10 protein-coding genes are annotated in these 13,434 nt (G+C 74.1%); 5 read left to right on the top strand and 5 right to left on the bottom strand.

Translation table 11 applies throughout. The annotated features are described in order from the left end of the window. Positions 1 to 50 precede the first annotated feature (50 nt). On the top strand, positions 51 to 713 hold the full coding sequence (locus tag QSK52_RS10450) for a TetR/AcrR family transcriptional regulator (RefSeq protein WP_285735670.1): 663 nt from the start codon (positions 51 to 53) through the stop codon (positions 711 to 713). A gap of 170 nt (positions 714 to 883) precedes the next feature. Beyond that, entirely contained in the window at positions 884 to 1,648 is a 765-nt protein-coding gene (locus QSK52_RS10445; RefSeq protein ID WP_285735669.1) for a glucose 1-dehydrogenase, read from the top strand. Between the two features lie 11 nt (positions 1,649 to 1,659). On the opposite strand, the gene QSK52_RS10440 is transcribed toward QSK52_RS10445, so the two are convergent. Continuing rightward, positions 1,660 to 2,316: an MBL fold metallo-hydrolase gene (locus QSK52_RS10440; RefSeq protein WP_285735668.1), complete on the bottom strand. Its 657-nt coding sequence runs from the start codon at positions 2,314 to 2,316 to the stop codon at positions 1,660 to 1,662. Positions 2,317 to 2,383: 67 nt separating this feature from the next. Further along, positions 2,384 to 3,361, bottom strand: coding sequence for a nucleotidyl transferase AbiEii/AbiGii toxin family protein (locus QSK52_RS10435; RefSeq protein ID WP_352230280.1), 978 nt, complete (start codon positions 3,359 to 3,361; stop codon positions 2,384 to 2,386). A gap of 410 nt (positions 3,362 to 3,771) precedes the next feature. On the opposite strand from QSK52_RS10435, the gene QSK52_RS10430 reads away from it, so the two are divergent. The 3 genes from QSK52_RS10430 to QSK52_RS10420 are packed head-to-tail and all read left to right on the top strand — an operon-like array spanning position 3,772 to position 10,223. Then, a complete protein-coding gene (locus QSK52_RS10430; RefSeq protein ID WP_285735667.1) occupies positions 3,772 to 4,899 on the top strand; it encodes an LCP family protein in 1,128 nt (375 codons plus the stop codon). Between the two features lie 13 nt (positions 4,900 to 4,912). After that, the gene (locus QSK52_RS10425) at positions 4,913 to 8,794 is read left to right on the top strand and encodes a bifunctional glycosyltransferase/CDP-glycerol:glycerophosphate glycerophosphotransferase (RefSeq protein WP_285735666.1); all 3,882 of its coding nucleotides are present in this window, start codon (positions 4,913 to 4,915) and stop codon (positions 8,792 to 8,794) included. Beyond that, positions 8,787 to 10,223, top strand: coding sequence for a hypothetical protein (locus QSK52_RS10420; RefSeq protein WP_285735665.1), 1,437 nt, complete (start codon positions 8,787 to 8,789; stop codon positions 10,221 to 10,223). Before QSK52_RS10425 ends, QSK52_RS10420 begins: the two co-directional genes overlap by 8 nt. Positions 10,224 to 10,311: 88 nt before the next feature. On the opposite strand, the gene QSK52_RS10415 is transcribed toward QSK52_RS10420, so the two are convergent. The 3 genes from QSK52_RS10415 to QSK52_RS10405 all read right to left on the bottom strand — a co-directional run bounded on the left by QSK52_RS10415 (position 10,312) and on the right by QSK52_RS10405 (position 13,419). Continuing rightward, positions 10,312 to 11,217 (bottom strand): endonuclease/exonuclease/phosphatase family protein, encoded by a 906-nt coding sequence (locus QSK52_RS10415; protein ID WP_285735664.1) that lies wholly within the window; start codon positions 11,215 to 11,217, stop codon positions 10,312 to 10,314. Between the two features lie 143 nt (positions 11,218 to 11,360). Further along, entirely contained in the window at positions 11,361 to 12,260 is a 900-nt protein-coding gene (locus QSK52_RS10410; RefSeq protein WP_352230281.1) for a Gfo/Idh/MocA family protein, read from the bottom strand. Positions 12,261 to 12,429: 169 nt separating this feature from the next. Further along, the gene (locus QSK52_RS10405) at positions 12,430 to 13,419 is read right to left on the bottom strand and encodes an urease accessory protein UreD (RefSeq protein WP_435053215.1); all 990 of its coding nucleotides are present in this window, start codon (positions 13,417 to 13,419) and stop codon (positions 12,430 to 12,432) included. Between the last annotated feature and the right edge of the window lie 15 nt (positions 13,420 to 13,434).

Below are 13,434 nucleotides of genomic sequence, written 5' to 3'. Positions count from 1 at the left end.
CGACTGGCCTAATGCTCGACATTAATAATGCTGAGTATTAATGTGGAGACATGGCGAGGAAGTCGACGGGTGCACGGAGCACCCGGGCGAGCGAAGGGCCCACCGGCGGCGGGTCCACCCGGGAGCTGCTGATCCGTTCCGCCGAGCGCCTGTTCGCGGCGCAGGGCGTGCACGGGGCGCAGCTGCGCGAGGTGGTGCGGCGGGCCGGGCAGGCGAACCCGTCCGCGGTGCAGTACCACTTCGGTTCGCGCGAGGGGCTGCTGGACGCGGTGATGGCCGAGCGCCAGCAGCGCACCGAGCGGGCGCTGGCCGAGCGGCTGCCGCAGCCCGAGGGGCGTTCGCTGGACGAACTGCTGCGGGCGCTGATCGACGCGGAGGCCACCGAACTGCGCACCGAGCGCGGCCGGGACTGCCTGCGGATCTCCACCCAGGTCAGCCACCGCAGCGGCATCCGGGAGCGGCGTCCGCACGCCGGGCTCGCGGGCACCCTCTACTGGCGGCTGATCACGGAGCTGGAGGTGCCGCTGGTGCCGCTGGCGCCCGAACCCGTCCGGTTGGAGCGGATCGACCTGGCGCTGACCCTGATCGGGGCGGCGCTGGCCGAACGCGCCCGGCAGCTCGCCGAGGGCGAGCACACCCTGAGCGACGACCGGACGTACCTCGCCGACCTGGTCTCCGTCTGCGTCGGTCTGCTGACCGCACCGGCGCCCTGAACGTCCGGGCCCTACCCGGGGCCCGGTGGTGCCGCGGTGCGCCGAACCGCACCGCGGCCCGGTGGAGGACCGCGCGGCGCGGTGAGCAGACCGCGGCGCGGTGGAGCGAGCAACGAAGCAAGGAGCGCGGGCCCACGAGGCGTGCGCGTGCGAGTACCGAGGAGCGAGTCATGAACGAGCTGGCCGGCAGGACCGTCATCATCACCGGCGGGGCCCGGGGCCTGGGCGCGGAGACCGCGCGGCAGGCGGTCGCGGCGGGGGCGAACGTGCTGATCACCGACGTCCTGGACGAGGACGGCGCGGCGACGGCCGCGGAGCTGGGCGAGCGGGCCCGCTACCGCCACCACGACGTCACCTCGGAGCAGGACTGGGCGGACGTGGTGGCGTACGCGCAGGCCGAGTTCGGGGCGGTGCACGGGCTGGTGAACAACGCGGGCATCTCCACCGGCAGCTTCCTGGTCGACGAGTCGGTGGAGCACTTCCGGAAGGTGCTCGACGTCAACCTGACCGGTGTGTTCATCGGCATGAAGACGGTCGTCCCGGCGCTGCGGGCGGCGGGCGGCGGTTCGGTGGTGAACATCTCCTCGGCGGCCGGGCTGATGGGCCTGGCGCTGACCGCCGGGTACGGCGCGTCCAAGTGGGGCGTGCGCGGCCTGACCAAGATCGGTGCGGTCGAGCTGGGCACCGACCGGATCCGGGTGAACTCCGTCCACCCGGGCATGACCTACACGCCGATGACGGCGTCCACCGGGATCCGGCCCGGCGAGGGCAACTACCCCAACACCCCGATGGGCCGGGTCGGCGAGGCGCACGAGATCGCCGCGGCCACCGTCTTCCTGCTGTCCGACGCGGCCTCGTACGTCACGGGCGCCGAGCTCGCGGTGGACGGCGGCTGGACCACCGGTCCGACCGTCCGCTACGTGATGGGCCAGTAGGGCCGCCGGGGTCAGTCCAGGAGGGCGGACTCCCGGAGCGGGATCCGGGTGTAGCGGGTGTCGGTGGCCCGGTCGATCCAGCCGTCGACGTTCTCGTTGCCGATCTCGCTGAGGTGGGCGTCGTGGATCGGGAAGGTGCGCTCGGGGCGGACGGCGCGCACCATCTCGATGGCCTGCCGCAGGCTCTGCCAGGGGCCGCCCGCGGGCAGCAGCAGGGCGCGCACCTCCTCGTCCGGGCCGGTGGGGACGTGCAGCGAGTCGCCGGGGTGGTAGACGCCCTCGACCAGGTACCCGAGGTTCGCGCAGTCCGGGTAGCCGTCGATGGTCTCGGCGTGCCGTCCGCCGACCGCGCGCACCGCGAAGCCGCCCGCGGTGAACGCCTCCCCCGTCCGGACGGCGACGGGGGCGGGGCCGGTGAGGTCGGGGTGCGCGGCGAGTTCGGCCGCGAGCTCGGGGTGGGTGTACACCTCCAGCTGCGGGTCGGCGGCGCGGGCGGCGGCCAGCAGTCCCTCGTCGACGTGGTCGGCGTGCCCGTGGGTGTAGAGCACCGCGCGGACGCCGTGGAACGCCTCGGGTTCCGTCCAGCAGCCCGGGTCGATCAGGACGGAGCGGTCGCCGTCGGTCGAGTCGATCCGGACGCAGGCGTGGGCGTACTTCGTCAGGCGCACCGGACCAACGTAGCGCCGGGCCGGGGTGGCGCGCCTCCCCTTTTCCCGCGGGGGAGCTGACGCCGGGTCAGGGGCGCAGCAGGGGCGCGAGGGCGGTGCGCAGGCGGGCCAGCCAGGCGTCGGCGGTACCGGTGACGGCGGGGTGTTCGGCGCGCAGGGCGGCCCAGTCGGCGGGCGGGGCGGTGAGGTCGGCGGGGCGGAGGGTGCCGGGGTGGCCCGGTTCGCGGGCCAGGACGCGGCGCAGCAGGGCGGGGTCGAGGGTGTGGGCGCAGAGTTCGGCGAGCAGGACGGCGTCGTACAGGTCCTTGGCGCGGGCGCGTTCGCCGTCGGCGCGCAGCCAGAGCAGTTTCCAGGCGAGCGAGAGTTCCCGGCTCGCGGTCAGCACGCTGGTCGCGCCGGGGCCGGCCGCGCCGGGCCCGGTGGCGGCGCGCGGGACGGCCGTGCGGACGGGCGGTTGGGGCAGCCGTTCGTCGCGGGCGAAGTCGACCGTGACCTCGCCGCCCCCGGTGCCCTCCGCCGTCCAGCGCAGGGCGACCCGGACGCCGGGCTCCCGGTGGTCGGGCTCCTCGCGGTCGGGGTCGTACGCGGTCTCGTACGACCAGTAGGCCCAACTGCCGGTGTCCCGGACGGAATCCGGGTCGAGCCGGATGCCCGGGGCGACCTGCGGGTGGCGTTCGACCAGGTCGCGGAGCACCTGGTGCGGTCCCTCCTCCTCGGGTTCGGCCGCGGGGAGCCAGTGCAGGCCCTCGGGCGGGAGGCGGACGCGCAGGCCGCGGGTGCCGAACTCCTCGAAGCGCCACATCTCGTACGCCCCGGCGCCGTCCGCCGCCTCGGGCCAGCACTGGACGGGCGCCAGGTCCGCCAGGTACGGGTACGGGTCGCGCGGGTCGACCGGGACGAGCGTGGACGGCGGCAGGACCCAGTCCAGGTCCGCGGGTTCGCGCGCGGCCGCGCCGACCCACGCGGGCATCACCATGCTGCCGCGCAGCACCAGCGACTCGCCCCAGGGCGAGTCGGCGATCAGCGCGAGCAGGTGGTCGAGCACGGCGCGCCGGGCGGGGCACCGCTGCGGGGGGCGGCCGTTCAGCGTGGCTCCCGGGTCGGCGGAGGGGACGGGGAGGACGGTAGCGAACGGGTCGGACAGCCCGCCGGGGAGGGATCCGCCGGTCCGCGCCCGGGCTCTCCCGCAACCCGCCGGTCCGGGGGGCGAGTTGGTGTCAGGAGGGCCGCTCCGGTCCACCCTTGACGGAGCGTCGGCAGGAGCGGGGGCGCCGCCCGGCCCGACCGGGACGAACGGGAGGAATCGGATGCGCACGGTGCGTGATCGGAAGGTTGCGCAAAGATTCGGTATAGGGATGTGATCCTTCTGGTTAAGTTCGAGTGAAGGCCGCGTGAGATCATGTCCTGCGCGCACACCCACCCACCGTGCGTCACGAAACAGGAGGACGCACGAGCATGGCGCAGACCGACGAGACGTCGACCGCGATCCCGGACGCCCCCGCGCAGCCACGACGGCGGCGCCGGGCACGGCGGATCCTGCTGGTCGGCGGCGGCGGTGTGCTGGTGCTGGCACTGGCCGCGGGCGGCTGGGCGTACTGGGCGTACCGGCACCTGGAGGGCAACCTGGGGACGGTCGACATCGACCGGGCGCTCGGGACGGACCGGCCGGCTCCGCTGCCGGACGGGGCGCAGGACATCCTGGTGCTGGGCTCCGACTCGCGCGACGGCGAGAACGGGGACCTGGCGGGCGGGGACACCGGGGGGACGGCCCGCTCCGACACCACGATGGTGGTGCACATCCCGCAGGGGCGGGCGGCCGCGACGGTGGTGAGCATCCCGCGCGACACCATGGTGAGCCGTCCGGCCTGCACCACCCTGGAGGGGCGGCAACTGCCCGCCGCGAACCGGGTGATGTTCAACTCGATCTACACCAGCGGCGGTCCGGCCTGCGTGGTGAAGACCGTGGAGTCGATGACCGGGCTGCGGATGAACCACTACGTGGAGATCGACTTCTCCGGCTTCGAGCGCCTGGTGGACGCGATGGGCGGCGTCCAGGTCACCATGGACAAGCCGATCACCGACCCGTACTCGGGGCTGCAGCTGCCGGCCGGGACGAGCACCCTGGACGGGAAGCAGGCGCTGGCGTTCGTGCGGACCAGGCACGGCATCGGCGACGGCAGCGACCTGGGGCGGATCGGGCTGCAGCAGAAGTTCCTGCTGGCGGTGCTCAGCCAGTTGCAGCGGGAGGGGACGCTCTCCAACCCGACCAAGGCGTACGGGGTGGCGGACGCCGCCACCAAGGCGCTCACCACGGACCAGGAACTCGGCTCGCTGACCTCGCTGCTGACCTTCGCGCAGAGCCTGAAGGGCCTGCAGCCGGAGCGGATGAAGACGGTGATGCTGCCGGTGGTCGAGGACCGGATCGACCACAACCGGGTGGTCGCCGACGAGGCGAAGGCCGCCGCGCTGTGGCAGTCGCTGCGCGACAACCACCCCGTCCCCGGCGCCTCCCCCAACACCTCCCCCACCGCCGCCCCGAGCGCCGGCGCGCACGCCTCCGCGAGTGCCGCCGCGCACAAGTGACAGGTACCTCACCGTGGTTGCCCATCGTCCGCGACTGAGTGTCGTCGTCCCGTTCCAGAACGTCGAGGCGTACCTGGCGGAGTGCCTGGAGTCGATAGCCCGTCAGTCGTTCCGCGACTTCGAGGTGATCCTGGTCGACGACGGCTCGACCGACTCCTCCACCGACATCGCCCGGGCGGTGTGTGCCCGCGACCCGCGCTTCCGGCTGATCCGGCAGGAGGCGAACGGGCCGGGGCACGCCCGGAACACCGGGCTGCGGGCGATGCACCCCGAGGGCGAGTTCCTGGTCTTCGCGGACGGCGACGACGTCGTGCCCGAGCACGCGTACGAGGTGCTGCTGCGCACCCTGGAGCAGTCCGGGTCGGACTTCGTCTCGGGCAACGTGCAGATGATGAACTCCACCACCACCTGGCAGTCCCCGCTGCACAAGGGCCCGATGCAGACGGAGCGGCGCGGCACCCACATCACCCGGTTCGACAAGCTGATCTACGACCGGACGGTGTGGAACAAGCTGTTCCGCCGCAGCTTCTGGGACTACTACTTCATCGAGTTCCCCGAGGGCGTCCTGTACGAGGACTCCTGGGTCAACATGTTCGCCCACTTCCGGGCCGCCAAGGTCGACGTGATCACCGACGTGGTCTACTACTGGCGCCGCCGCGACGGGGCCGCCGCCCCGTCCATCACCCAGCGCCACCACGAGCTGGACAACCTGCGCGACCGGGTCGCCGCCGTCCGCTCGGTGAGCCGCTTCCTGGCCGGGTACCGCTCGCAGCGCTTCGCCGAGTCCAAGCGCAAGTACGACCTGGCCTGCCTGACCTCCGACCTGATGCTGCACCTGAAGGTGCTGCCGGACGCGGACGAGGAGTACCGGCACGCCTTCCTGGAGTGGACCAACGAGTTCCTGGACGAGGCCGACCCCGGCCTGATCGACGAACTGCCCGCCGAGGCCCGGGTGAAGTGGCTGCTGGTGCGCGGCCGCAAGCTGCCCGAGCTGATGGAGGTGCTGGAGTTCGAGCGCCGCGGCGGCCCGCTGCCCGTCCAGCGGCGGCTGCGCCGCTACCTGAAGTACCCGCACCTGGGCGACCGCAGCCTCGGCATCGACCGCCGGGCGTACCGGCTGGACAAGGAGCTGTCGCTGCACGGCTCGGTCGGCGGGGTGCGCTGGGACGGCGACCGGCTGGTGGTCGACGGGCACGCGTACATCCGCTTCCTGAACGTCCACAAGCGGCGCATGTCGGTGAAGGGCCTCGCCCTGCGCAACAAGAAGCAGGGCCGGCTGCTGCTGGCCCCGGCCCGGACGGTGTACGCGCCGCAGGCCACCGAGCACTCCAACCAGAACCGCTACTGCTACGACTGGTCCGGCTTCACCGCGGGCTTCGACATCAACCGGCTCAAGCTCAAGGACAAGTGGGCCGAGGGGACGTGGGACGTGGCGGCGGGCGTGTTCAGCCGCGGCCTGTTCCGCTACCGCGGCCTGGACCGGGGCGCCGTCGGCAGCGCCGCCAACCCGCCCTACCGGTACGTCGACAAGAACACCCGGGTGCTGCCGCTGTTCGTGCAGAACCGGCTCAAGCTGCGGGTGGAGATCGTCCGCTGCCGGATCACCGGGCACCGGATCGACGGCGAGCACCTGGTGCTGCGCGGCGTGTACCTCGGCCCGACCGTGCCGAACGGCGGCCAGCTGCGGCTGGTCAGCCTCGGCGGGGCCGGGCGGGTGCAGGTGCCGGTCCGCTTCGTCCCCGGCGGCGAGGGCTGGTGCACCTTCACCGTCCGCGTCCCACTGCGCTCGGTCGTGCCCCCGCACCGCAGCGAGGGCACCGACGGGGCGCGCCCGGTCTCCTGGGAGCGCGGCGGCAACGGCTGGAAGACCACCTTCCACGTGGCCGGGCGCAAGATGACGATGTACCCGGTGATGGCCGAGGACACCCCCGACGGCCACCACCGCCTCCCCGACCGCCTGCAGACCCCGGAGGGCGACCGCGAACTGGTCGTGCACCGCAACGGCGCCGGGTACCTGGTGCTGTTCGAGCGCGCCACGCTGCCGCTGGTCATCCGCTACGAGTGGCTGGCCGACGGCGTGCTGGAGGTCGTCGGCCGGTACGCCGCCCTGGACCGGATGCCGCCCGAGCAGCGCCGCACCGCCCACCTGGTGCTGCGCTCGCGCGCCCAGGGCGCCGAGCGGGCCGTGCCGCTGGAGTGGCGCGGCGAGCACTTCCGGGCCCGCTTCGACCCGGCGGGGCTGCGCACCCTGGCCGGCACCGTCCCGCTCGCCGCCGGCCGCTGGGACCTCTTCCTGCGCCGCCAGGACCCGTCCCGCACCGCGCCCGACGAGCTGCTGCCCGACCTGATGCTGAAGATCGAGCAGGGCGCCATCCCCGGCCTGCCGCTGTCCCGGGAGGCCGACCAGCGCCGCTACGAGCTGCAGGCCGAGGCGTACGACCGGCTCTCGCTGCAGGTCCACTCGGCAATGCCCGACCACGCCCGCGGCCCCTACCGGCAGAAGCTGCTGCGCACCAAGGCGTACCCCGCCGCCCGCCAGCAGCCCGTCCGGCCCGCCGTGCTGTTCGACGCCTTCAAGGGCACCCAGTACTCCGACAGCCCGCGCGCCGTCCACGAGGAACTGGTGCGCCGCGGGGTGCCGTTGGAGCACCTGTGGGTGGTCAAGGACGACCAGGTGGACGTTCCCGCGACCGCCCGCGCGGTGCGCATGTGGTCGCCCGAGTGGTACGAGGCGCTCGCCACCAGCCGGTACGTGGTGGCCAACAACCACCTGCCCGACTGGTTCCGCAAGCGGCCCGGCCAGGTCGTCGTGCAGACCTGGCACGGCACCCCGCTGAAGAAGATCGGCCACGACATCGAGGCCGTCCACTTCGCCGACAAGCGCTACCTGGAGCGCCTCGCCGTCGAGGTGGAGAACTGGGACCTGCTGGTCTCCCCCAACAGCTTCTCCACCCCGATCCTGCGCCGCGCCTTCGGCTTCCCCGGCGAGATCGTCGAGTCCGGCTACCCCCGCAACGACGTGCTGCGCAGCCCGGGCACCGAACGGCTCGCCGCCGGGATCCGCCGCCGGATCGGCGTCCCCGACGGTAAGCGGGTCGTGCTGTACGCACCCACCTGGCGCGACGACCAGTACTACGCCCCCGGCCGGTACAAGTTCGACTTCCGGATCGACCTCGACGACGCCCGGGCCCGGCTCGGCGAGGACCACGTGCTGCTGGTCCGCCGCCACCCCAACGTGGTGGACCCGGTGCCGGGCGCCGGCGACGGCTTCGTCTTCGACGTCTCCGACTACCCGGACATGGCCGACCTGTCGCTGATCACCGACGTGATGGTCACCGACTACTCCTCGCTGATGTTCGACTACGTCAACACCGGCCGACCGATCCTGTTCTTCACCTACGACCTGGAGCACTACCGCGACACCCTGCGCGGCTTCTACTTCGACTTCCAGCGCAGCGCCCCCGGGCCGCTGGTCTTCGACTCCCCGGAGCTGGTCTCCTCGATCCGGGACGTGGACCGGATCCGGCAGCGCTACGCGGAGCGCTACCGGCGCTTCCAGCAGGACTTCTGCGACCTGGACGACGGGCGGGCCGCCGCCCGGCTGGTCGCCCGGATGCTCACCGTGGGCGGAGACCTGGCGCCGGGGACGGCGACGGGGACGGAGCCCGCGCCCGCTGCGGCCGGACCGCGGCCGGACGGACCCGCGCCGGACGGACCCGCGCCGGACGGGCAGACGGCCGGGGCGCGGAGGGCCGGGGTCCCGTTGCCGGGCGACACCTTCGAGGGCGTGCCCTGGCCGCTGCCCGCGCACCTGACCACCCCCGCCGACCCCACCGCCGACCGACTGCGGGAGCGCGCCGGCGCCCACCGAGAAACGGAGCACGCCCGTGTCTGACCAGGCCCGCCCGAGCCGCCCGACCGTCGAGGGCACCGACAGCAGCGGGCCCGTCCCGGTCGACTTCCGGTTCAGCCCGACCCGCAACGGCACCCGTCACCTGGTGGTGGTCTTCGCCAACTTCTCCGCCCCGGACGACTACGGCTTCTCCAACGGCGTGCTGGACCAGGTGCGCGCCAACGTGCTGTGGATCCGCGACCGGTTCAACGGCGGCAACGCCTACTACCTGTGCCAGGACATGGACTTCGCCACCGAGCGCGCGGTGGCCGCCGTCATCGCCCGCTTCGTGCACGCCCTCGACCTGACCCACGACCAGGTCACCGTGTTCGGCGGCTCCAAGGGCGGCAGCGCCGCGCTGTGGTTCGGACTGCGGCACGGTTACGGCAACGTGTTGGCTCTCATCCCGGCGTTCCGGATCGGCACCTCCCTGTTCAAGCGCCGACCGGCCGCGGCCGAGCTGATGACGGGCGGGGTCACGCCCGAGAAGGTGGCCGCGCTCGACGCCCTGCTGCCCGAGCTGGTCGCCACCACCCCGCACCGGAACACCCGCGTCTACCTGCTCACCTCGCCGCAGGACGAGCTCTACGCGGAGCAGGTCGAGCCGTTCCTGCCGCTGTTCGCCGACTACCCGGACTTCCACCTGCTGGTCAACGACTCGCCGCTGATCACCGGCCACACCACCGTCACCGCCCGCACCCTGCCCGTCGTGCTGGGCCTGCTCAACCTGCTGGTCGCGGGCATCGCCCCGCGCCTGGGCCTGGCCCGCACCGGCGGCGAGCAGCCCGACCGGGACACCTCCGCGCTGGACGCGCTGCTGGCCGCCACCGAGCGCTTCCCCCGCCCGCAGGTGACCTTCCCCGACCCGGCGGTCCCCGTCCCGGCCGACACCGTCGCGGTGGGCGGCCGGGCGCCGGGCGCGGAGCGGGTCAGCATCTGGCTGAACGGCAAGTACATGGGCTCGGCGACGACCGCCGAGGACGGCAGCTGGGTGCGGCGCTTCACCCGGCCGTGGGAGCCGGGCGAGTACACCCTCAAGCTGTTCGGCGTGGCCGCGGACGGGGAGCAGAGCCCGCGCACCCTGCACACCTTCAGCGTCGTCGAACCCGCCCCGGGGCTGCCCACGCCACTGGTCACCGAGCCGGCGGACCTCGCCCTGGTGCCCGGGCCGACCGTCCGGCTGGCCGGTTCCGCGCCGGGTGCCGAGCGGGTCGAACTCGTCATCGGGGAGCACTCGTTGGGCTCCGCCCCGGTCACCGCGGACGGCAGCTGGAGCTGGCAGCCCGCCTGGGAGTGGCGCGGCGGCGAGCACACCGTGGACGTGGTCGCCCAACTGTCCGGGCTGCGCCCCTCGGCACCGGCCCGGGTCACCTTCACGGTGGCCGGCGCGCTGGCCCGCGACCCGAAGCTGCAGGCCAGGTACGGCTACTGAGGCGGTACCGCTCGGCGCTGCGGACTCGCCGGGTGCCGCGGGCTCGCCGGGTGCCGCGGGCTCGCCGGGTGCCGCGGGCGGCCCGTGCTCACAGCGAGCCGGGGACGGTGAGCAGCAGCGCGCGGTGGTCGGAGGCTCCGGTGTCCACGATCCGGCAGCCGTGCCGGGGCAGCGCGGTGAACAGGTAGTCGAGCTTCTCGCCGTTGTCGTGAGTGGGCCCGGGGCGGCCCGGGCTTCCGGGGGTGCGCTGCTCGCACTCCTGGACGCGGTCGTAGTAGGCGGTCGGCCAGATCCACGAGTCGCGGTTGCCGGGCCCCGGCGGCCGGGCGTTGAAGTCGCCGCCGAGCACCGCGCCGTCCCCGGCGGCCGCCAGCAGCGCGGCCAGCTGGTCGTCGCGCAGCTCGGCCGCGCGGTCGCTCCGGTCGGCGGGCGGCAGCGACAGGTGGGCCGCGCAGATCCGCGGCCCGTGCCCGGGGGTGGTGCACAGCGCGCCGCGCTGCAGTCCGGTGGCGGGCTGCGGGGCGGCGACCGGAGTGGTGCCGGTCAGCGGGGCGGCGGCCAGGACGCCGTACCCGGCGCGGCCGCGGTCGGCGCCGCAGTCGACGGGGGTGCGGGCTCCGGTGGCGTCGAGCTGCTCGTACGGCTGGAGGGCGAGGTGCCAGTCGGCGCCGAGGCGCTGCCGGGCGGCCTCGGCGTCGCCCTCGCACGCCTCCTGCAGCAGCAGGACCCGGGCGCCGTGCTGTTCGGCGAGCGCGACCAGGGTGTCGGCCTTGGCCTTGCCGTCACCGAACGGGGTGCAGCCCCAGGCGTCGATCCCGCAGGTGTTCCAGGTCGCCACGGTCAGCCACGGCCCGTCGTCCTGCTGCCCGGCCAGTGCGGTCACGCCGTGGCGCACGCCCGGCACCAGGGCCAGCAGCAGCGCCCCGGCGGCCGCCCCCAGCAGCGCCCGGCGGCGGAGTAGCGGCCGCGAGGGGTCCGAGGAGGTGGGTGGCACGGTGTTCCCCGGATCGCTGAGCGGTGGGCCGGGCGGGGGCTGGGTCCCGGCCGGGCGGTGGACGGCGACCAGCATAGCTCCGTCCACGGGGCGCCCGGCCGAGCGCCCCTGGCCGGGCAGCCAACGGCCCGGCCGTCAGGTCGTCAGACCGTCCCGGCCTCGATGCGGTCGACGATCAGCTCGCACAGCTCGTGGGTGCGCAGGGCGTCGGCGGCGTCGAGGGTCTTGCCGGAGCGGAGGGCGTCCAGGAAGTGCAGGACGACCTGCTCGATGCCGCGCTGGCGGGCGACCGGGACCCAGTCGCCGCGGCGGCGGACCGTGGGCTGGCCGCGGTGGTCGACGACCTCGGCGAGGTTGTGGACCTCGCGCTTGGAGTCGGCGCCGGAGACCTCCAGGACCTCCTCGGTCGAGCCGGAGACCCGGTTCATGATGCCGAGGGCGGTGAAGCCGCGCCCGGCCAGGGTGAGGACCAGGTGCTCGACCAGGCCGTCGCGGGTGCGGGAGCGGACGTCGACGTGCTCGATCTCGCCGGGGACGAGGAAGCGCAGGCTGTCGACCACGTGGATGAAGTCGTCGTAGACCAGGGTGCGGGCGCGCTCGGGCAGGCCCTCGCGGTGCTTCTGCAGGACGATCAGGTCGCGCGGGCGCTCGGCGGCGAGCAGGTAGCCGGGGGCGTGGCGGCGGTTGAAGCCGACCAGCAGCGAGCGGCCGGTGTGCTCGGCGAGCGCGACCAGGCGGCGGGCGCCGTCGAGGTCGTAGGCGAGCGGCTTGTCCACGTACACGTCGACGCCGCGGGTGAGCAGCTCCTCGACGATCGGGACGTGCTGGTCGGTGGCGGCGTGGACGAAGGCGGCGCGGATGCCGGAGTCGATCAGCTCGCCGAGGTCGGTGGTGCGGAACGGGAGGCGGTACGCGTCGCCGATCCGGTCGAGCTTGGCCCGGTCCCTGGTCATCAGCCGCAGGTCGAGGCCGGGTTGGGCGGTGAGGACGGGCAGGTACGCCTTCTGCGCGATGTCGCCCAGCCCGACGACGCCGATCGGGATCGGGGTCGTGCTGCGGTCGGTCCGGTGGTCGCTCATCGGGCACTCCTGCGAGGGTGGTTGGTGGTCGTCCCTGACCACCCGGCAGCATATGCCAGGACGTTCGTTGAGCAGTCCGAACGCCGTCGGATCGGCCGATTCGCGTCGGTGCGGGCGGTGGGCCGTCCGGCTACTAGGTCTTGCGCAGTTCGGGCGCGGGTGTGCCGGTCAGTTCGCGGCGGACGGCGTCCCAGGCCGCGCGGAGGGCGGCCGCTGCGGAGCGGGTGTCGGGGGCGAGCAGGCGGAGCCAGGCGCCGACCTCGCCGGGCAGGGTGGAGACGCCGTGCAGCGGGCGGGGGTCGTCGAGCGCGGTCAGGGCCCCGTGCAGGAGGTCGGCGATCCGGGCGGCGGGGGCGAGCGGGCTGAGCACGTACAGGGTGGACATCACGTCGTGCCCGGCCAGCACGGCCGGTCCGGTGACGCCACCGGGGGTGTTCCCGGGCACCAGGCGGACGGTGTCCAGGGCCAGCAACCCGCCGTCGGGGCGGCGCAGTTCCAGGTCGGAGGCGAACACCCGGTAGGCGTGCCGCTCGCCCCGGGCGAGGCGGCCGGCCAGCACGGTCTCGCCGGCCAGCACGGTGGCGGACGGGTCGACGGTGAGGACGGTCCGCTGGTAGAGGCGGGAGCCGGCGAACGGGATGACCGGTTCGGGCAGGTACTCGACGTAGGCGCGCGGGCCGGCGGTCAGGTGGACCAGCTGCGTCGCGTAGTCGCGCTCCATCCGGTGGACCTTGGTGGCGGCCTGGGTGGTGAGGTGCACGGCGGTGTCGGCGCCGCAGTGCAGGTCGGTGCGGAGCCGGTCGGCCTGCAGGACGCCGCCGCCGGTGGACATCAGGAAGGTGACGGCGAGGTCCGGGCGGGCCGGGTCGTAGTACAGCGGGCGGGTGATCTGCAGCGGCGACTTCTGGTAGTGGCCGGTCAGTTCGGTGCGCCCGCCGACCCGTTCGAAGGTCAGCTCCAGCAGGCCGACCTTGCCGGGCCGCCCGGCCGGGAGGGTGTCGGGCGTCCCCGCGTGGCACCGGACCTCGGGCGGGACGCGGGCCGGTTCGTAGTGCGCCGGGTCGAGCCGGGACGGGGCGGGCGGCGCAGGCCGAGCAGCGGACGCGGGCGGGGCGGGGGTCACGGTCGGGGCGGGGGG

This window comes from Kitasatospora phosalacinea (assembly GCF_030268885.1).
Taxonomy (GTDB): Bacteria; Actinomycetota; Actinomycetes; order Streptomycetales; family Streptomycetaceae; genus Kitasatospora; species Kitasatospora phosalacinea_C.
Note: the sequence above shows the minus strand (reverse complement) of the source record. Positions and strands in the feature narration are given on the sequence as shown.